Source organism: Pseudooceanicola sp. DL12 (assembly GCF_056270665.1).
Genome location: NZ_CM149884.1, coordinates 1,408,311 through 1,427,830, shown reverse-complemented (window position 1 = coordinate 1,427,830; position 19,520 = coordinate 1,408,311). Strand labels below are relative to the sequence as shown.

Sequence of the window (19,520 nt, the reverse complement as noted above, 5' to 3'; positions counted from 1 at the left end):
AATTCAGGCTCCCTGCCCTGCCGGCAGCTCAGGCGCGGCGGGCCTGCCGCGCGCGGCGGTCATGCTGTACCCCGCGGCGGCCGCGCGCCCGCAGACGGGCCAACGGCCAAGTCAAGATGGCCATGCCGGCCACCAGCGAGATCAGTCCGGCCCAGGGGCCGTGCTGCAGGGTGATGAGCCCAAGGATGGGAATGCCCGTACCGACGGAGACGATCAGCGCCACATCGCGCTCGCTGCGCGATGGCATGAACGACATCGCGTTCACCGCCACGACCCAGACCAGGGCGATCAGGAATGCCTCAGTCATCGCCTGCCCCCTGCCGCGCCAGCAGCGCGGAGCACGATACCGCTGTTGCCGAAAGTCGTCTCACAAGTCACATGCCGCCTCTTGCACATATTTTCCACCGTCTGTTGCGGTTTTGCACAGGCTACTCGCAACCCCCTGCACGGACAAGCTATTTCCCGGCTTTCCAGAAGGAAAATTTTGCCGAAAACACCTTGCCAAAATCAGATCCCGAGCCGCCGCACAGATTCTATGCGGCCCCCTGCCATGCCAGAGGGCGCCCGGTGAAATCCGGACGCCCTCCTAATGACAAACACTTGTGTCGGTTGCCTGGTTCCAGAAAAAATCGAAAAATTTTTCCGAATTTTCGCGCGAGCCGGATCAGGCCGTGCAGCCGACCTTGGGAGCGAGTCGCTCGGGCAGGCGATTGGCCCAGGTCGAGATCGTGCCAGCCCCGAGGCAGACGACCATGTCTCCCGGATGAGCCTGCTCGCGGACCAGCCGCTCGAGATCCTCCTCGCAGGTGATGGCGCGCGCGTGGCGGTGACCATGGCGGATCAGCCCGGCCACGAGATCATCGCGGGAGGCGCCGGGAATCGGCTCTTCGCCAGCCGAGTAGACCTCGGCGATGGCGACCACGTCAGCCTCGTTGAAGCAGGCGCAGAAATCATCGAAGAGGCTGTGCAACCGGCTGTAGCGGTGCGGCTGATGAACGGCAATGACACGGCCCTCGGTGGCCTGGCGCGCCGCCTTCAGCACTGCCGCGATCTCGACCGGATGGTGGCCGTAATCGTCGATGATGGTCACGCCGTTGACTTCGCCCACCCGGGTAAAGCGGCGGTTGACGCCGCCGAAATTGGCCAGGGCGGTGCGGATTTCGTCGGCCTTCATGCCGAGATGGCGCGCCACGGCCACGGCGGAGAGCGCATTGGACACGTTGTGATCGCCCGGCATCGGCAGGGTGCAACCGTCAATCCGGGTGCCCTCTGCCTGCAGCAGCACGTCGAAATGCGCCACGCCCGCCTTGTAGGTCAGGTTGACCGCGCGCACGTCGGCCTGGGCATTGAAGCCATAGGTGACCACGCGGCGGTCGGTGATCTTGCCCACCAGCTGCTGGACCTCGGCGTGGTCGGTGCAGCAGACGGCGATTCCATAGAAGGGGATATTCGACACGAAATCGAGGAAGCCCTGGCGCAGGGTGTCGAAATCGCCCCAGTGATCCATGTGCTCGGGATCGATGTTGGTAACGATGGCGATGGTTGCCGGCAGTCGGTTGAAGGTGCCGTCGCTCTCGTCGGCCTCGACCACCATCCATTCGCCCAGGCCCACGCGCGCGTTGGAGCCGTATGCATGGATGATGCCGCCGTTGATCACGGTCGGGTCGAAGTTGCCGGCATCGAGCAGTGTCGCCACCATCGTGGTGGTGGTGGTCTTGCCGTGGGTGCCGGCGACGGCGATGTTCGATTTCAGCCGCATCAGCTCGGCCAGCATCTCGGCACGGCGCACCACGGGCAGGCCACGACGGCGCGCCTCGTCGAGCTCGGGGTTGCCCGGCTTGATCGCGGAGGAGATCACCACCACCTGCGCCTCCTCCAGATTCTCGGCCCGCTGCCCCTCGAAGACCAGGGCGCCCAGGGTTTCCAGCCGGTCGGTGATCTTGGAGCGCTTCAGGTCGGATCCCTGCACCGTGTAGCCATGGTTCAGCAGGACCTCGGCGATACCCGACATGCCGATGCCGCCGATCCCGACGAAATGGATGGGCCCCATGTCCTGGGGCAGCTTGGTTGCAGCAGCGTTCATCTCAGGCGTCCTCTCCGTTGTGATCCCCGCACCGCTTGGCGAGATCCTCGACCATGTCGGCCAGCGTCATGGCCGCCTCGGGCTTGCCGACCGACAGGGCGGCCCGCGCCATCTGCTCGGCCGCTTCGGGATTGTCCAGTACCAGGGCGATCTGTGCCGCAAGGTTTTCCGGCGTGAACTGGCTCTCCGGCATCATGATCGCGGCGCCGGCCTCTACAAGGCCGCGGGCGTTCGCCGTCTGCTCGTCGCGGATGGCGATGGCCAGGGGCACCAGGATCGACGGTCGCCCGATCACCGAGAGATCGGCCACGGTCGAGGCGCCGGAGCGGGTGATCACCAGCTGCGCCTCGGACATCCGGCGTGGCACGTCGTTGAAGAAGGGTTCGACGTCGGCATCGATGCCGTGATCGGCATAAAAGGCCGCGACACGCTCCTTGTCCTCCGGGCGCGCCTGATGGCTGACGCGGATGTTTCGCAAAAGCTCCGGGCGCAGCGCGGCAATCGCCTCTGGCACCACGTCGGACAGGATGCGCGCGCCCTGCGAACCGCCCATCACCAGCAGCGACATCGGGTAATCGCCCGGCGAGATATAGCCGGCACCGGCGCGTTCGTGGATCGCCCCGCGCACCGGGTTTCCGGTGTGCACGCCCTCGACCCCACCGGGCAGCTCGGTGGGCCAGGTGCCGCAGGCCACGCGATCGACGCGGGTGGCGAACTTCTGGTTCACGCGACCCAGCACGCCGTTCTGTTCGTGGATCATGCGGGGTTTCTTCAGCAACGTGGCGGCGGCAATTGCCGGGATCGACGGATAGCCGCCAAACCCCACGACCGCCGCCGGGCTCTCGCGCAGCATCCGGAACCAGGCACCGATGACACCACCGGCAATCTTGACCGGCACCACCGCCTTGGCCAGCAGGCCACCGCGCGCGAAGGTGCCGGAGGAAAGCTCCTCGATCTCGACTTCCTTGGGGAAGCCCCCGGCATAGCGGGCACCGCGCGGGTCGGTCATCAGCTTGACCCGCCAACCGCGGGTCAGCATCTGCTCGGCCAGGGACTGGGCCGGAAACATGTGGCCGCCCGTCCCTCCGGCGGCGATGATCAGGAGAGGCGCATCGAGGTTCATGTCGCGCTCCTAGCGGTTGGCGTTGCGGCCGGCGAGGATATCGCCGATTTCGCCCTGCGGGCGCGAACGCGTCATGGCCAGCAGCATGCCCACCATCAGACCGCCGGCGATCAGCGAGGAGCCGCCATAGCTGACGAAGGGCAATGTCATGCCCTTGGCCGGCAGCAGCCGGACCGCCACGCCCATGTTGATGATCGCCTGCACACCGAAGACCGAGGCAAGCCCGGTGCCGGCGAGGCGGATGAAGGGATCACGTTCCTTCATCAGACGTGCAAAGCTGCGAAGCACGATGGTTGCGTAGAGAGCGATGATGATCAGCACCAGGACGAGGCCGTATTCCTCGGCCGCGACGGCAATGATGAAATCGGTATGGGCATCGGGCAGTGACATCTTGACCGTCCCCTCGCCCACGCCGACGCCGAAGAAGCCGCCCTCGCGGATGGCATTGGCGGCATAGCCCAGCTGGGTGCGCGGATCGACGTCCTGCGACAGGAAGCCGTCGATGCGGCGGGCGAAGTGTTCGGAATTGCCATAGGCGAAGGTACCGCCCAGCACGACCAGCCCGGCGATGCCCGTGAGCAGGATCATCGGCGCACCGGCCACGAAATACATCACGCCCCAGCCGAAGAGGATCAGGCTGGCCTGACCGAAGTCGGGCTGCATCGCCAACATCAGCACGATGATCACCGTCAGCAGGAAGGACATCATCCGCCCCGGGGGGCCGTTGATCTCCTGTGCCGAGGCCAGCAGCCAGGCGGCGACGACGATGAAGAAGGGCTTGAGGAATTCAGAGGGCTGCACCGAGGCAAAGCCCAGTGAATACCAGCGGATGGCACCCTTGCCGAAGTCGGTGCCCAGGAAGGGCAGCATGGCCAGAGCCGCAAAGGTCGCCACGAATCCGATCACCGCGACGCGACGCACCATGGCCGGGCTGAGCATCGACGTGACCAGCATCACCGACATGGCCAGTGCACCGAACATCGCCTGGCGCTGAACGTAATAGAAGGGCGGCAGGCCGTTGCGCCCGGCCAGCGGCGGAGAGGCCGCGAAACCGAGGAGAAGACCGACACCGAAGAGGCCCAGGATGCAACTGAGCGTCAGCTTGTCGATCGTGCGCCACCACTTGGGAATTACCGGCTCGCCATCCCGCACGGGGATGGCGCCATACACCATCTCTGTCATCGTTTTCCGCCTGATGCCTCATCAAGTCCCGTCGCCGGGCCGCCCCTTTTCGGGGTCTGCGAAAGAGAGTAGCGGATTTCATGCCACAGGGCCAGTACCAATGGCTTGACGGCGCAATCCGTGCTTCCTAGCGTCCGGGGTAATTTTCCAATTCCCTGACGCCCGGCAGGCCGGCACCGGCACCCCCGAACGTCCTTTTCCAGGGTATGCCCCGCGGGGCCCGTTTCCCAGTTTCACCGACACCATTTAAAAATCTTGTTATTTTCCGGAGAGATGTCATGAGAGACACCCAGCTCGACGAAAACGCCCCTATCGATCATCCCGAGGGGCCCGCCTCGGTTTCCCGTTTCGGCCCCGACCGGATCCGCGTCTATCGCAAGTTTTCCGTGCCGCGCGAGGCGTTGTTCAACGCCCATTTCGACGCCGACCAGATCCCCAAATGGCGCAACACCCGTGATTGCGACATCGCCCTGCACCCCGGCGGCAGAGCCATGCTGGCCTGGGACGATGGCGCCGACAGCGCCCTGCACCTGAGCTTCCAGGAGGTCGCGGTGCCGGCCCGTGTCGTCTATCAGCAGCACCAGGACGCCGAAAAGACCAGTGATCCGGTTTTGTCCACCATCCTGATGATACCCCTGCCCGGCGGAACCCTGCTGACGCAGGAATTCTGGTACGTCTCGCCCGAGGCCCGCGAGGCCGCCCTGACCGAGACGCTGGAATCGGACCTCGAGGAAGACTACGCCCGCCTCGAGGCCCTGCTGCTGGGCTGATCAGCGGCTGAGCACGTCAGCCCATTCCGGGTGCCGGCGAAACTGCGCCGCCATGAAGGGACAGAGGGGCAGGATCTTGTGCCCCTCCTGCCGCGCCCGGGCCACCGCATGCACCGCCAGGGCCACGCCCACACCCTTGCCCCGAAAGGCATCCGGCACGCCGGTATGGTCGATGATGATCAGCGCATCAGACGCGCGCGAGTAGGTCATCTCGGCCTCCGCCCCTTCGGCCCGATAGACGTAACGCCCGCCGCTGGCCCGCTTTTCCTCGGTGATCTCGTCGTCGATGTCGCTCATGGCCCCACTCCTGCGTGATCCCCCGACGCTGCCCGTCCCGACGGCGCCGGTCAATCTGCACCCTTGCACAGCCCCCGCGCATGCCGCATGGGAGCAGTCATGGAATACGACGTGATCATCCTCGGAGCGGGGGCCGCGGGCCTGATGTGTGCGGCCCATTGCGGCGGCAGGGTCCTGCTTGTCGATCATGCGAAAAAACCCGGCGAGAAGATCCGCATCTCTGGCGGTGGTCGCTGCAATTTCACCAACATGGACGCCCGGCCAGAGGCCTACCTGTCCGGCAACCCCCACTTCTGCAAATCGGCCCTGGCCCGCTATACCCAGTGGGATTTCATCTCGCTGATCTCTGAACATGGCATCGCCTGGCACGAAAAGACCCTGGGACAGCTCTTCTGCGACGACAGCGCCCAGCAGGTGGTGGACATGCTGACCGGTCTCTGCACCGCGGCCGGGGTGGATCTTCAGTTGCAGACCGCCGTGAAATCCGTGGAGCGGCGCGAGGGCGGCTTTGCCGTCGCCCTGACCCGCGGAGAGACGCAGCGGCAGGTCACCGGTCGCGCGCTGGTGCTGGCGACCGGAGGCAAGTCGATCCCGAAGATGGCCGCCACCGGGTTTGCCTATGATATCGCACGACAATTCGGACTGCCCCTGAGCGAGACGCGCCCCGGCCTGGTGCCGCTGACCTTCCCGCCGGAGCGCTTTGCCGGTCTCTCCGGCACGGCCCTGCCCGCCCGTGTCACGGCCAACGGCACCGGCTTCGATGAAGCGCTTCTCTTCACGCACCGGGGCCTCTCCGGCCCGTCGATCCTGCAGGCATCGTCCTACTGGCGCGAGGGCGAGGCGATCACGGTGGATCTCTGCCCCGGGGGCGACCCCTTCCCGCGCCTGCGCGACATGCGCAAGGGCGCCGGAAAACGCAGCCTTGTCAGGGAATTGGACGCACTTCTCCCGGCAAAACTATCGGATCACCTGGCGCAGGAGTGGCAGCTTTCGGGCAATCTGGCCGACCAGTCGGACAAGGCTCTGGCGACACTTGCCGCGCGGCTCAAGGACTGGCCCCTCACCCCCGCGGGCTCAGAAGGCTACCGCACGGCCGAGGTCACCCTGGGCGGGATTTCCACCGAGGGGCTATCCTCGCAGACGATGGAGGCCAAGCAGGTGCCCGGCCTCTATGCGATCGGCGAATGCGTCGATGTCACGGGCTGGCTCGGCGGCTACAATTTCCAGTGGGCCTGGTCCTCGGCCATGGCCGCGGCGCGGGCGCTCGCAGCCTAGGAAATCCCCATCAACTCCCTGACGACACGCGCAAAATCATCGCCGCGCTGCTCGAAGCTGTCGTATTGATCGAAGCTGGCCGCGGCGGGGGCCAGCAGGATCGTGTCGCCCGCCTCCGCCTCGGCGCGGGCACGGCTCACGGCGGTCTCCATGTCGGTGCAGACCTCGGCCTCGACACCCTTCAACTGCATGGCGAAGTCGCTTGCCTCGCGACCGATGACATAGGCCTTGATCACCTCGTCCGTGGCCTCGAGCAGCGGCTCCAGCCCGCCTTCCTTCTGCAGCCCGCCACAGATCCAGCGGATCCGCGTGAAGGCGCGCAGGGCCTGCTTGGCACTGTCGACGTTGGTGGCCTTGCTGTCGTTGACGAATTTCAGCCCCTCCGCCTCGGCAATCACCTGGGAGCGGTGCGGCAACCCCTTGAAAGTCTTGAAACCTTCCTCGATCTGCCTCGGCCCGAGACCAAGGCTGCGGGCCACCGCGTAGGCCGCGCAGGCGTTCTGGTGGTTATGCGCGCCAGGCAACCCGGCGATGGGCCGCAGGTCGATGGACCCCACCTGCCGGCCCTTGCGGAATTCGGCGAGATAGCCCTTGCGGGCATGAACATACCAGCCGGGGCCGGACAGCTTTCGCGCAGAGGAGATGCGGATCACACGGTCATCCGTCGGCCCCTCGGAGAGCTGGCCTGCGAGGAAGAGGCCCTCGGGCTCGTCCACCCCAACCACGGCACGGTCCGGCCCACCCTCCGCGAAAAGTCGCCGCTTGGCCGCGAAATAGCCGCCAAGCCCTGCGTGCCGATCCAGATGATCGGGAGAAAGGTTCGTGAAAACAGCGACATCCGGGGTCAGACTCCGCGCCAGATCGGTCTGGTAGGAGGAGAGCTCCAGCACCACGATACCGCCATCTTCGGGCGGATCGATGTCGAGGACCCCGCGGCCGATGTTGCCGGCCAGCTGCACCTCGCGACCGGCCTCCTCCAGCACGTGGGCAATCAGCGCAGAGGTCGTCGACTTGCCGTTCGAGCCGGTCACCGCAACCACCCGGGGCGGCTGATCGAAGGCGGCCCAGTCGCCGCCGCCGAGCGAGCGGAAGAAGAGCCCGATGTCATTGTCCACCGGCACCCCGGCCTCCAGCGCGGCGGCGATGGCCGGATGCGGACGCGGATAGAGATGCGGGATCCCGGGTGAGGTCACGAGACAGGCGATGTCATTGAAGGCATTGGGTTTCGTCAGGTCGCGCAGCTCCAGCCCCTCGGCCTCGGCCACCTCTGCGGCGCGCGGCGCCTCGTCCCAGACGACAACACCGGCACCGCCCGCGCGCAGGGCACGTGCCGCCGCAAGACCGGACCGCCCAAGGCCCAGCACCGCAACCACCTGCCCGTCAAAACCCATCACCGGAATCATCGTCATCTCCCTGTCAGATCACGCGCCAGACTGCCCCTGCCGGCCCCGGAAAGGCAAGGCGGAACCTGCCCGAAACGGCACAACACATTCCACGCCAGGAATACCTTTAACCCGTTGAAAAGCCCGGAATCCAACGTCGGTATTACGTCGGTATCGCGTCGGTATTGCGTCGGTGCGAATTCGGCCTCCGCGGGCGGAGCCCGAAGCCTCCGGCGGGGATATTTCCGGCCAGATGAAAGAGCGCGGCCTCCCCTGTCATCTGGCCATAAATATCCCGGGGGAGGCTCCGCAGGAGACGGGGGCAGAGCCCCCTCCCCGGCCTCCAGATGCACGAACGCCCGGCACGGTGGCCGGGCGTTCAAAAGCGGGCCGGACGCCTTCGCGGCGGTGCCTCAGCGCAGTTTCAGCGTGGCGAGGCCGATGACCGCCAGGATGATCGAGATGATCCAGAAGCGGATCACGATCTGGGGCTCAGACCAGCCCTTCTTCTCGTAGTGGTGGTGAATCGGCGCCATCAGGAAGACCCGCTTGCCGGTCCGCTTGAAGTAGGCGACCTGGATGATCACCGAGAGCGCCTCGACCACGAAGAGGCCTCCGACAATGCCCAGCACGATCTCGTGCTTGGTGGCCACCGCGATGGCGCCAAGGGCGCCGCCGAGGGCCAGCGAGCCGGTATCGCCCATGAAGACCGCGGCCGGCGGGGCGTTGTACCACAGGAACCCCAGGCCACCGCCCACGAGGCCCGCGACGAAGATGATGATCTCGCCGGTGCCGGGCACGTATTGCACGCCGAGGTAATCGGCAAAGTCGACGCGGCCGACCAGGTAGGCGATGATGCCCAGTGTCGAGGCCGCGATCATCACCGGCATGATCGCCAGTCCGTCGAGCCCGTCGGTGAGGTTCACCGAGTTGGCGGCGCCCACGATCACGAACATGGCGAAGGGGATGAAGAAGAAGCTGAGGTTGATCAGCGTGTCCTTGAAGAGCGGCAGCGCCAGGGTGAACTGCTGATCGGCCGGGTGCAGGTAGATCGACCAGAGCGTGGCGATGAAGGCGATGCCGAAGCCGATGGCGAGGCGCACCTTGCCCGGAACGCCCGCGGTGTTCTGCTTGGAAACCTTGGCGTAATCGTCCCAGAAGCCCACCAGCCCGTAGGTCAGCGTGACGAAGAGCACCATCCAGATGAAGCCGTTGTCGAGCCGCGCCCAGAGCAGCGTCGAGGTGACCAGCGCCGAGAGGATCAGCAGCCCGCCCATGGTGGGCGTGCCGGCCTTCATAAGGTGGCCCTCGGGGCCGTCATCGCGGATCGGCTGGCCTTTGCCCTGGTGGCGGCGCAGCACGTCGATCAGCGGCCGTCCGAAGAGGAAGCCGAAGATCAGGGCCGTCATGAAGGCCCCGCCCGCGCGGAACGTGATGTAGCGGAACAGGTTGAAGACGTCGCCACCATCCGAAAAGGTGGTAAGCCAGTACAACATCTCGTGAGTCCTTCCTTTGCAGCCGCTTAATCGTCGGCCGAATGGCTGAGTTTTCTGAGGGCGTCAACGACAAGCGAGACTTTCGACCCCTTGGAGCCCTTGATCAGCACGACATCGCCGGCGTCGACCAGCCGCGGCGCCTGGGCCACGATCTTGTCCGCCGTCTTGTGGAACTGTCCGCGCCGGTGATCGGGCAGCGCATCATAAAGCACCTGCATGCGCGCGCCGACGCAATGGACGATGTCGATGTCCTTCATCGCCGGCAGGTCGGCCAGGGCGCGGTGCATCTCCGTCTCGTCCTCGCCCAGCTCGAGCATCTCGCCGAGAATGGCGATCTTGCGGCCATGGGAATGCCGCCCGAGGTTGTCGCGGGGATGCGAGGCGGCGAGCACGTCGAGCGCCGCGGCCATCGAGGCCGGGTTGGCGTTGAAGGCATCGTCGATCAAATCGAAGGAGAGCGCCCGTTCCAGCGGGTCGAGCACCCGGCGTTCGCGCAGGCCCCGGCCCGCCGGCGGCGTCCAGCGGCCGATGTCGGCCAGCGCCAGCGCCCGGTCGAGGCGCAGCACATGGGCCACGGCCAGCACCGCCAGCGCGTTGAGCGCGAAATGGCGGCCCGCCGCGGCGACCTTGTAGGTCATCGGGCTGCGCCAGGCGCGGGCATGGCAGACCAGGCAATCGTCGGTCATGGTGACCTTGAGCAGCCGGTGGTGACAGCCCCGGCCCTCGCCGAAGGTCAGCACCCGGGCGCCATGGGCGCGGGCCACCCCGATCATCAGCGGCGCGGTGGAGACATCGCCGTTGATCACGGCGGTGCCGCCCGGCTCCAGCCCCTCGAAGATCGTGGCCTTCTCGCGGGCGATGCCCTCGATGTTCTCGAAGGCCTCGAGGTGCGCGGGGGCAATGGTGGTGATCATTGCCACATGGGGCCGGGCGAGCCGGGCCAGGGGCGCGATTTCCCCGGGGTGGTTCATGCCGATCTCGATCACCGCGCATTGCGTGTCGGCGGGCATGCGGGCGAGCGTCAGCGGCACGCCCCAGTGGTTGTTGTAGCTGGCCTCGGCCACATGGGTGCGGCGCTGTGCGCCCAGCACGTCGCGCAGCATCTCCTTGGTCGAGGTCTTGCCGGCCGAGCCGGTCACCGCCACCACGCGCCCCTTCATCCGGGCGCGGGCGGCACGGGCAAGCCCCTCGAGCCCCGCAAGCACGTCGTCGACGATCAGCAGCGGCGCATCCGCGGGCACGCCTTCGGGCACATGGGTGACGAGCGCGGCGCCGGCGCCCGCCTCGAGCGCCTGGGCCACGAAGTCATGGCCGTCGCGCGCGGCCTTCAGCGCCACGAAGAGGTCGCCCTTCTGCAGGGTACGCGTATCAATCGAAACCCCGGAGACGGTCCAGTCGGTGGTGGCGCGGCCGCCGGTGGCCCGGGCGGCCTCTGCCGCGGTCCAGAGCGTCATGCGAGGCGCCCGTCGAGGGCGGCCACGGCCACGCTCGCCTGTTCGGCATCGTCGAAGGGATAGATCGTGTCGCCGACGATCTGGCCGGTCTCGTGGCCCTTGCCGCAGATCATCAGCGCGTCGCCCGGCCCGAGGGCATCGACGGCGCGCAGGATCGCCTCGGCGCGGTCGGCGATCTCGGTGGCGAGCGGACAGCCCAGCATCACCGCCTGACGGATGTCGGCGGGATCCTCGCTGCGGGGGTTGTCGTCGGTGACGAAGACGAGGTCGGCATTTTCCGCCGCGGCCTCGCCCATCAGCGGGCGCTTGGTGCGGTCGCGGTCGCCGCCGGCGCCGACGATGGCGATGATGCGGCCCATGACATGGGGGCGCAGCGCCCTGAGCGCGGTGGAGACGGCATCGGGGGTATGGGCATAGTCAACGAAGACCGCCGCGCCGTTCACCCGGGTCGCGGCGAGCTGCATCCGCCCGCGCACGCCGGTCAGATGCGGCAGCACGCCGAAGACGTCATCGGGGGTCTCGCCCGAGAGCAGCGCCATGCCGGCGGCGAGCAGCACGTTCTCGGCCTGGAAACCGCCGATCAGGCCCAGGCTGACCTGGTATTCCTGTTCGTTGAAGGCCACCCGCAGCACCTGCCCCTCCGGGGTGAAACGGCGGGCGAGGATGTGCATCTCGGCGTCGCTGTGCATGCCGACGGTCATCACGTCGAGGCCGCGGGCCTCGGCCACGTCGGCCATGTCCGGGCCACGGGCGCCGTCGAGGTTCACCACGGCGTGGCCCTCGGGGGGCAGAACGCGGGTGAAGAGGCCGGACTTGGCGTTGAAATATTCCTCGAAGGAGGCGTGATAATCCAGATGATCCTGGGTCAGGTTGGTAAAGCCGCCGACCTGCAGCATCACCCCGTCGAGCCGCCGCTGCGACAGCCCGTGCGAGGAGGCCTCCATGGCGCAATGGGTGACGCCGGCCTCGGCCGCCTCGGCCAGCAGGCGATGCAGGGTGATCGGCTCGGGCGTGGTATGGGCCAGCGGATGGGTGAAATCACCCTCCACCCCGGTGGTGCCCAGGTTCATCGCCTTGCGGCCGAGCGCCTGCCAGATCTGGCGCAGGAAGGTGGCGACGGAGGTCTTGCCGTTGGTGCCGGTGACGGCGGCCATGACCCGGGGCTGGGCCCCGAACCAGAGCGAGGCCGTGCCGGCCAGGGCTTCGCGCGGGTCCTCGGCGATGATCAGCGCGGCCTCGGAGGCGGCGAGCGCCTCGGCGCCGATCCGCGCGCCGGTGGAATCGGTCAGCACCGCCATGGCACCGGCCTCCAGCGCGGCGGGGATGTATTCGGCGCCGTGCACGCGGGTGCCCGGCATCGCGGCAAAGAGGTAGCCGGGCCTGACGTCGCGGTTGTCGACGGCAAGACCCGTCACCTGCACCTCGCGCCCGCCGCGGGCCGTCAGCCCCAGCTGGGCCAGCGACCTGGCCCTGTGCCGGCCATCCGATGCGCCGCCGCTGCCGTCTCGATCCGCCATTCCCTCGCCTTTCCGGAAACCCTGTCGTGAACCCTGATCACGGACGGGTCCGCATTCGCCGCCCGCCTAGTTCGATGACAGCGTTATAGCATCCGTGTCGGCCGGTTCAACGGAGGGTCTGAGCCCCAGGAGCGGCCCGATGCGGCGGATGATCTCTGCGGTCACGGGCACGGTGGTCCAGCCGGCGGTACGGCGGTTCTGCCCGTAGATGTAGGTCTCGGGCTCGTCGAGGGTGACGATCAGCGTGTACTTGGGATCCGACGCCGGGAAGATCGAGGCGAAGGTGGAGATCGTCTTGTCCTCGTAATAGCCGCCCGTGGGCTTGAGCTTGTTGGCGGAGCCGGTCTTGCCGCCCACGTCATAGCCCGGCACGTCGCCGAAGGAGGCGGTGCCCTCGGTCACGACATGACGCAGCAGCGAGCGGGCAATCGCCGAGGTCCGCTCGGAGAGAACGCGCTCGCCGTGCTGCACCTCGTCGGTCTTGAGCAGCGTCGGCCGGATCAGCGTGCCGCCGTTCACCACCGAGGCATAGGCCGAGGCCAGCATCACCGGGCTGACGCCCATCCCGTGCCCGTAGGACACGGTCATCGTGGTCAGGTCCGACCAGTTCGACTGGATGCTGGGCTTGGTGCCGGCAGCCTCGGCCAGCTCGATCGGCGAGGGGTCCATCAGGCCCAGCTTGCGCAGGAAGGCCTGCTGGCGCTCGCCCCCAAGCATCTGGGCGATGCGCGCGGTGCCGATGTTGGAACTCTCGATCAGGATCTCGGAGACAGGGGCCTCCTTGCCGATGTAGTGATCGTCGTTGATGCGGAACCGGCCCCAGCGGATCGGCCCGCGGATGTCGATGACGGTGTCCGGCTTGACGAGGCCGAGCTCGATCGCATCGGAAATGGTGAAGATCTTGAAGACCGAGCCGAGCTCGTAGACGCCCTGCACCGCGCGGTCGAAGAGCGGGCTGTCGCCGGGATGGCCCGAGGTGGGCAGGTGCGGCCGGTCGTTGGGGTCGAAATCGGGCAGCGAGGCCATGGAGATGATCTCGCCGGTGTGCACGTCCATCAGCACGGCGGCGGCGCCCTTGGCGTGCATCAGCTTCATGCCGCCGTCGAGAACCTGTTCCAGTGCCGCCTGCACGGAGAGATCGATGGAGAGCTGCAGCGGGCGACCGGCATTGGCGGGATCGGTCAGCTCCTTGTCGAAGGAATATTCGATCCCCGCGGTGCCCTTGATCTCGGCCCAGGAGACGCCCTCGGTGCCATAGGAGGAGCCGCCCAGGATATGCGCGGCAATCGGCCCGTTCGGATAGAGGCGCATGTCGCGCGGCCCGAAGAGCAGGCCGGGATCGCCGATGTCGTGCACCGCCTGGCGCTGCTCGGGCGAGAGGGTGCGGCGGATCCAGTAGAATTTCGTGTTGCCGGTGAAACGGCGCAGCAGAGCCTGTTCGTCGAGCTCGGGGAAGATCCGCGCCAGCTCCTTGGCCACATAGGCCGGGTCGATCATCTGCTGCGGATGGGCATAGAGCGAGTAGGTCTCCATGTTGGTGGCCAGGATGCGGCCCTCGCGGTCGACGATGTCGGCGCGCTGCGCGGCCACGTTCGCGCCGCGCGAGGCCGCGCGCGGCTCCTCTGCGGCCGAGCTGGCCATGTTGCCCATGCGAAAGCCGACAGCCCCGAAGGCGCAGAGAAAGACCACGCCCATGACCAGCATCCGACCCTCGGCGCGGCGCTTGGACTTGTCGCGCATCTCCTCGTGGCGGATGCGGATGTTCTCGCGTTCTATGACGTCGGGGTTCTCGCCCTTTTCGCGGGCTTCGAGAACGCGGGCAAGCGGACGCAGGGGGATCCGTTTCACTGGCCGGCCTCCGTGGAGAGCGTGTTCATCACGAGCTGGCCGGCGAGCGAGGCGCCCGTGGCCGAAGAGGGATCGAGCGTCGGCGCGGGATAGGGCACCTGGTCGACACGGCCGAACTGCATCGGGTCGATGGGCTGCAGCTTGAGATCAGTGAAGTTGATCTCGGCCAGCGCGCGCAGCCGGTCGGGGCGGTTGAGATAGGCCCATTCGGCGCGCAGCATGGCGAGCCGCGCCCGCGCATCGGCGATGTCATCCTGCAGGTCCTCGGCGCGGTTCAGCGCCGACTGCGTCTCGTAGTTTTCCTGGTAGGCCCAGAAGGCGAGGCCGATCACGGCAATGGCGCTGAGGACATAAAGCAGTGTTTTCAACGTCTTTTCCCCTTCTTCTCAACCGATGCGCCAGGCATGCCGAGGGCCACGCGGTCGACCTCCTCGGGCGGCGTGTCGGTGCGGAAGCCCACCCGCAGGCGCGCCGAGCGCGAGCGCGGGTTCTCGGACAGCTCCTGATCATCCGGGCCGATGCCCTTCTTGGTCTTCTGGGTAAAGGCGGCCGCCTCGGCCTCTTGCACGGGGGCGTAGCGGTTGGTGTTGCCGGAATGGCCGGTGCGCAGCTGGAAGAAGCGCTTCACCATCCGGTCCTCGATCGAATGGAAGGTGACCACGGCGAGCGCGCCGCCGGGCTTCAGCGCCCGTTCGGCGGCCATCAGCCCCTGGGCCAGGGCGCCGTATTCGTCGTTCACCGCGATGCGCAGCCCCTGGAAGGTGCGGGTGGCGGGGTGGCTCTGGTTCGGCTTGGCGCGGGGCAGGCAATGCTCGACGATCGAGGCCAGCCGCCCGGTGGTGGTGATCGGATCGGCGTCGCGCTCGCGCACGATGGCCTTGGCGATGCGGCGCGAGGCGCGCTCCTCGCCGTAGAGATAGATCAGGTCGGCCAGCTCGCCCTCGGGCAGGGTGTTCACCAGGTCGGCGGCAGAGGTGCCCTGCTGGCTCATCCGCATGTCGAGCGGCCCGTCGCGCATGAAGGAAAAGCCGCGCTCGGCCATGTCGAGCTGCATCGAGCTGACACCGAGATCGAGCACGATGCCGTCGAGGGGACCGTGGTTCACCTCTTCGGCGATCTTGTCGAGATTGGCGAAATTGTCCTGGACGATCTTCAGGCGGCTGCCGAAGCGGCCGGCCCAGGGACGGGCCATCTCGATCGCCATGGGATCCTGGTCGATGCCGATGACGCGGGTCGCGCCCGCATCGAGCAGCCCGCGGGTATAGCCGCCGGCCCCGAAGGTGCCATCCGCCCAGACGCCCGTGACCGGCGCCACGGCCGCCAGGAGCGGGCGCAGCAGGACGGGGACGTGCGGAGCATCGTTGGAGGGAAGTCCGCCGGCCATGCCCTAGCCCTCCCCGAGGGGGGCGGCGGGCGCCTCGCGCAGGGTGTCGAAGATCGCGTCGGGGTCGAAATCGACCTCGTCCTCGTCGTCGAAGAACTCGGCCTCTTCCTCGGCGATCATCTCGTTGTAGGCCTCGGGGTTCCAGATCTGGAAGGTCTTGCCGATGCCGGCGAACATTGCCGTCTCGCCCGCGGCCACATTGATCTTGTCGCGCACCTTGGCCGGCAGCACGATGCGGCCGGTGTCGTCGATGAAGAAATCCAGCGACTGGGTCATGAACCAGCGGCGCATGATCTTGGTCTTCTTGTCGGCCTGGGGCAGGCGCAGGATCATCTCGATCTTTTCCGACATGGCGGCCGCGGAGTAGCACTCGACGTAGCCGTTCAGGTGGTTGCCGTAGACGATATGCATACGGGCGGGCTTGCCCTCGGACCATTCGGGATCCTGGTCCTCGAGGACAGCACGAAACCGGGCGGGGATGGACACCCTGCCCTTCGAGTCCACCTTGAACTCCTCTTCGCCTGTGAACCTCTTGTCTGCCAAGGTTCTTCTGTCCCTGTCCTGTCCCGGGGCCGCGTCACTTGACGTGACGCGCCGTTTTGACCACCCTGAAACGGAAAACGGCGGATAGGAGCTGCTGCCACTGCCCTATCCGCCGCCCTCGTCCCGTCTCCGGGGTATGTCCGACTGCGCGCGGCCACCTGGGGGGATGTCTGCTCGCCCCGCGCGCCGGATCTCTTTTGGTCGATGAAAGCGGGTGCCTGTACTACTCACTGCCTGGGAAGTTTTATCGAGGTCTAGCGCCTCTTCATTTCCCGTCTCATCTGGTGTAACTATGGATGCCATGGGACTGTATGGTTTGCAAATGGTTTCTGTGGGAAATCATGGGAAGATCTTGAACCCGCACCCTTCCCCGAACAACATCTTGGGGCCGCAATGCCCCTCTGCATGGCTCAATTAGTTGACCCATAGGGAAGGCCCACCAGATTTTGTGGCAGAACTGCTGACTGTGCAGATTTCCCATAGTTCGACTTTTTTTCACGCACCCGAGAAGATCCGGGGCCCAGGCGGCCCTTTTCCGCCCCTTTCGCCTGCATTTCTTACCATAATCCCGCCGGTTCCCTGCCGTCACGGCCGTGTGATTCGGATCACGAACCAGCTGCACCGCCGGATATCCGGCAAGATGCGGGGCAAAACCCATGCCGTCCCATGGGCGGCGCCGAGCGGGCCCTTTTGACGCGAAATCGCGGATTTCTTTCGCGGAAGCCGGGTGAAATGGCCGAAAATTGCAGGTTTCCCCCAATAATCGCCGAAAGCCACGGCGGCGTGACCGGCCCGGACCGTGCCGCCCCATGGCCGCGCCCATGGTTTCCCACGGGATCCGCCCTCACGCGGCGGTGAGCTACGGTGAACGCCGGCACCGTCCATGGGATGAGCCGGCACCGGCCCCCTGCCCCCGTGAAACCACGCCACGGCCCATGGGATCCCACGGGCGAAGAGCCCCGCGGCCCATGCCGTCCCATCGCAGCTATTCGCGGCCGAGGCGCCGCAGCACCACGCTGCTGCGGGCGCTCTCGATCAGGGGCGAGGCCGCGACACGGTCGTTGAGCTCGGAGAGCGCGGCCATGTCCGGCAGGGCGACCGAGACCAGGGCATCGACCTCGCCGGTCAGCGAGGCGACCGAGGTCACCCCCGCCTGCCGCCGCAGCCAGTCGAGCGCCGGGTCGCAGGGCCGCTCGGCGATGCGCACGAAGAGCACCGCCTGCACCGGCCCGCCGCCACCCGCGATCTCGGCATGATAGCCGCGAATGACCCCCGCCGCCTCCATTGCCGCGATCCGCCCCTGCACCGCCGGACGCGACAGGCCGATCTGGCGCCCGATGGCAGTGGCCCCCATGCGGGCATCGGCCTGCAACAGGGCCAGGATGCGAAGGTTCGTGCGGTCGAGTTCCATGGTCTGCTCCTGTGCGGGCCTCTCGGCCGGCGGGTTCTGGCGTTTCGCAACCATCTTGCGGCGAAGCGCAAGGTGACGGCGGGCGGGCGCTGGCGGATGATGCCGCACGAGAAGAAGGAGACCCCGATGCAGACGATCACCCCCCGCGACTTTACCGGAGAGCAGGCCTGGGATGCCATGCCCATCGAACGCTTCGACGGCGCCACCACCGTGCGCCTGCACTGGACCGACGCGCCTTACCGCTGGCATGTCAACGACGGCCCCGAGGTCTTCGTGGTGCTCGACGGCACCGTGGACATGCACGTGCGCCAGGCCGGCGTCGAGGCCGTGCACCGGCTGCAGCCCGGCGACATCTTTCATGCCGCGACCGGCGACGAACACGTGGCCCACCCGCAGGGCGCGGCGCGGGTTCTGGTGATCGAGACCGAAGGCAGCGTCTGAGCCGGAACGCGAGAGGGGCGGCCCGATGGATGCCGGCCCGCCCCTCTCTATATGCCGGCCCGCCCCTCTCTCTCTATATACATGTCGCGAACAGCGCTGCCCGGTGCGGCCTGGACCGGCGCGGTGCGGCCCGGTGCGGCCCGGGCCGCTGGATCAGGCGACGCCCATGTCGACCAGCCTGCGCGCCAGGTCGGCAAAGGCCTCGGCCTGCTTGCCTTCGCCCGTGGCAATGGGGGCGCCCTCGTCCCCCGCCAGCCGGGTGGCAAGATCCAGCGGCAGGCTGCCCAGCAGCGGTGCGCCGATCTTCTCTGCCTCCCTGGCCACGCCGCCCTCGCCGAAGGGGTGGCTCTCGTGGCCGCAGTTCGGGCAGATGAAGCTGGCCATGTTCTCGACCATGCCCAGGATCGGCGTCTTCAGCGTCTGGAACATGTCGATGGCCTTGCGCGCATCGAGCAGCGCCACGTCCTGCGGGGTGGAGACGATGAGCGCCCCGTCGATCGCGGCGCGCTGGCACAGCGTCAGCTGGACGTCGCCGGTGCCCGGCGGCAGGTCGACGATCAGCACGTCGAGCTCGCCCCAGTTCACCTGACCGAGAAGCTGTTGCAGCGCGCCCATCAGCATCGGCCCGCGCCAGACCACGGCCTTGCCCTCGTCGAGCATCGAGCCGATCGACATCATCGTGACGCCGTGGGCGGTCAGCGGGTCGATCCGCTTGCCGTCGGGCGAGGCGGCGCGTTTCGTGCTGCCCATCATCCGCGGGATGGAGGGGCCGTAGATATCGGCGTCGAGCAGGCCCACGCGCCGGCCCTGCCGCGCCAGGGCCACCGCCAGGTTCGACGAGACGGTGGATTTGCCCACGCCGCCCTTGCCAGAGCCGACGGCGATGATGCTCTTGACGCCCGCAGGCTTCAGCGGCGCTGTCTGCGGCTTGGGATGGCCGCCGATCTTCAGGCTGGGCGCCTCGCCGCCGGCCGGGGCGCCATGCTGCGCCGCGCGCGGGGGGGCCGATTGCCCGCCGCCGCTGTGCGCGGTCAGCACCGCGCTTACCTTGCTGACGTCCGGCAGCTCGGCCACCAGCTCCTCGGCCGCCTCGCGGATGGCCTCCATCTTGCGCGCGGTGTCGGGATCCGGGGCCTCGATGACGAAACGCACGGTCCCGCCGTCGATTCCCAGGGCCCGCACCATGTCGCGCGAGACCAGAGTACCCCCGTCGGGCAGGGTGAGTCGGTTCAGCTCTTGCAGAATCTGGTCACGGGTAACGGTCACGGCATTCTCCTTAAGTCCTGCCGCATAGGTGCGCATTTTACAGGCAAC

Annotated in this window: 18 protein-coding genes; 3 read left to right on the top strand and 15 right to left on the bottom strand. The window is 67.2% G+C overall.

The window, feature by feature from the left end:
- Positions 1-28: 28 nt before the first annotated feature.
- The 4 genes from AC0WR5_RS06660 to AC0WR5_RS06645 all read right to left on the bottom strand — a co-directional run bounded on the left by AC0WR5_RS06660 (position 29) and on the right by AC0WR5_RS06645 (position 4,388).
- Positions 29-307 (bottom strand): DUF2484 family protein, encoded by a 279-nt coding sequence (locus AC0WR5_RS06660; RefSeq protein WP_475867767.1) that lies wholly within the window; start codon positions 305-307, stop codon positions 29-31.
- Positions 308-664: 357 nt separating this feature from the next.
- Entirely contained in the window at positions 665-2,083 is a 1,419-nt protein-coding gene (gene murC, locus AC0WR5_RS06655) for a UDP-N-acetylmuramate--L-alanine ligase (RefSeq protein ID WP_475867766.1), read from the bottom strand.
- Between the two features lies 1 nt (position 2,084).
- Positions 2,085-3,206 (bottom strand): undecaprenyldiphospho-muramoylpentapeptide beta-N-acetylglucosaminyltransferase, encoded by a 1,122-nt coding sequence (gene murG, locus AC0WR5_RS06650; protein WP_475867765.1) that lies wholly within the window; start codon positions 3,204-3,206, stop codon positions 2,085-2,087.
- Between the two features lie 9 nt (positions 3,207-3,215).
- A complete protein-coding gene (locus AC0WR5_RS06645) occupies positions 3,216-4,388 on the bottom strand; it encodes a peptidoglycan glycosyltransferase FtsW (protein WP_475867764.1) in 1,173 nt (390 codons plus the stop codon).
- A gap of 278 nt (positions 4,389-4,666) precedes the next feature.
- Between AC0WR5_RS06645 and AC0WR5_RS06640 the strand changes: the two genes are divergently transcribed.
- The gene (locus tag AC0WR5_RS06640) at positions 4,667-5,158 is read left to right on the top strand and encodes an SRPBCC domain-containing protein (RefSeq protein ID WP_475867763.1); all 492 of its coding nucleotides are present in this window, start codon (positions 4,667-4,669) and stop codon (positions 5,156-5,158) included.
- On the opposite strand, the gene AC0WR5_RS06635 is transcribed toward AC0WR5_RS06640, so the two are convergent.
- Positions 5,159-5,455 (bottom strand): GNAT family N-acetyltransferase, encoded by a 297-nt coding sequence (locus tag AC0WR5_RS06635; protein ID WP_475867762.1) that lies wholly within the window; start codon positions 5,453-5,455, stop codon positions 5,159-5,161.
- Positions 5,456-5,554: 99 nt separating this feature from the next.
- On the opposite strand from AC0WR5_RS06635, the gene AC0WR5_RS06630 reads away from it, so the two are divergent.
- On the top strand, positions 5,555-6,730 hold the full coding sequence (locus AC0WR5_RS06630; RefSeq protein WP_475867761.1) for a BaiN/RdsA family NAD(P)/FAD-dependent oxidoreductase: 1,176 nt from the start codon (positions 5,555-5,557) through the stop codon (positions 6,728-6,730).
- Here the strand turns inward: AC0WR5_RS06630 and murD are convergent.
- The 9 genes from murD to AC0WR5_RS06585 form a co-directional block, all read right to left on the bottom strand.
- On the bottom strand, positions 6,727-8,133 hold the full coding sequence (murD, locus tag AC0WR5_RS06625; RefSeq protein WP_475868914.1) for a UDP-N-acetylmuramoyl-L-alanine--D-glutamate ligase: 1,407 nt from the start codon (positions 8,131-8,133) through the stop codon (positions 6,727-6,729). The two genes, AC0WR5_RS06630 and murD, sit on opposite strands and share 4 nt — an antisense overlap.
- 392 nt (positions 8,134-8,525) lie before the next feature.
- Positions 8,526-9,608: a phospho-N-acetylmuramoyl-pentapeptide-transferase gene (gene mraY / locus AC0WR5_RS06620; protein ID WP_475867760.1), complete on the bottom strand. Its 1,083-nt coding sequence runs from the start codon at positions 9,606-9,608 to the stop codon at positions 8,526-8,528.
- Positions 9,609-9,634: 26 nt separating this feature from the next.
- On the bottom strand, positions 9,635-11,062 hold the full coding sequence (locus AC0WR5_RS06615; RefSeq protein ID WP_475867759.1) for a UDP-N-acetylmuramoyl-tripeptide--D-alanyl-D-alanine ligase: 1,428 nt from the start codon (positions 11,060-11,062) through the stop codon (positions 9,635-9,637).
- On the bottom strand, positions 11,059-12,579 hold the full coding sequence (locus AC0WR5_RS06610; RefSeq protein WP_475867758.1) for a UDP-N-acetylmuramoyl-L-alanyl-D-glutamate--2,6-diaminopimelate ligase: 1,521 nt from the start codon (positions 12,577-12,579) through the stop codon (positions 11,059-11,061). The genes AC0WR5_RS06615 and AC0WR5_RS06610 overlap by 4 nt, the downstream gene beginning before the upstream one ends.
- 66 nt (positions 12,580-12,645) lie before the next feature.
- Positions 12,646-14,427, bottom strand: coding sequence for a peptidoglycan D,D-transpeptidase FtsI family protein (locus AC0WR5_RS06605; RefSeq protein ID WP_475867757.1), 1,782 nt, complete (start codon positions 14,425-14,427; stop codon positions 12,646-12,648).
- On the bottom strand, positions 14,424-14,795 hold the full coding sequence (ftsL, locus tag AC0WR5_RS06600; RefSeq protein ID WP_475867756.1) for a cell division protein FtsL: 372 nt from the start codon (positions 14,793-14,795) through the stop codon (positions 14,424-14,426). Before ftsL ends, AC0WR5_RS06605 begins: the two co-directional genes overlap by 4 nt.
- The gene (rsmH, locus tag AC0WR5_RS06595; protein ID WP_475867755.1) at positions 14,792-15,811 is read right to left on the bottom strand and encodes a 16S rRNA (cytosine(1402)-N(4))-methyltransferase RsmH; all 1,020 of its coding nucleotides are present in this window, start codon (positions 15,809-15,811) and stop codon (positions 14,792-14,794) included. The genes ftsL and rsmH overlap by 4 nt, the downstream gene beginning before the upstream one ends.
- 3 nt (positions 15,812-15,814) lie before the next feature.
- Entirely contained in the window at positions 15,815-16,354 is a 540-nt protein-coding gene (locus AC0WR5_RS06590) for a division/cell wall cluster transcriptional repressor MraZ (protein WP_475867754.1), read from the bottom strand.
- Between the two features lie 985 nt (positions 16,355-17,339).
- Entirely contained in the window at positions 17,340-17,765 is a 426-nt protein-coding gene (locus AC0WR5_RS06585) for an Lrp/AsnC family transcriptional regulator (RefSeq protein WP_475867753.1), read from the bottom strand.
- Between the two features lie 126 nt (positions 17,766-17,891).
- Here AC0WR5_RS06585 and AC0WR5_RS06580 point away from each other — a divergent pair, with 126 nt between their 5' ends.
- The gene (locus tag AC0WR5_RS06580; protein ID WP_475867752.1) at positions 17,892-18,206 is read left to right on the top strand and encodes a cupin; all 315 of its coding nucleotides are present in this window, start codon (positions 17,892-17,894) and stop codon (positions 18,204-18,206) included.
- A gap of 153 nt (positions 18,207-18,359) precedes the next feature.
- Here the strand turns inward: AC0WR5_RS06580 and AC0WR5_RS06575 are convergent, their stop codons facing one another.
- Positions 18,360-19,472, bottom strand: coding sequence for an Mrp/NBP35 family ATP-binding protein (locus AC0WR5_RS06575; protein WP_475867751.1), 1,113 nt, complete (start codon positions 19,470-19,472; stop codon positions 18,360-18,362).
- Positions 19,473-19,520: the final 48 nt, after the last annotated feature.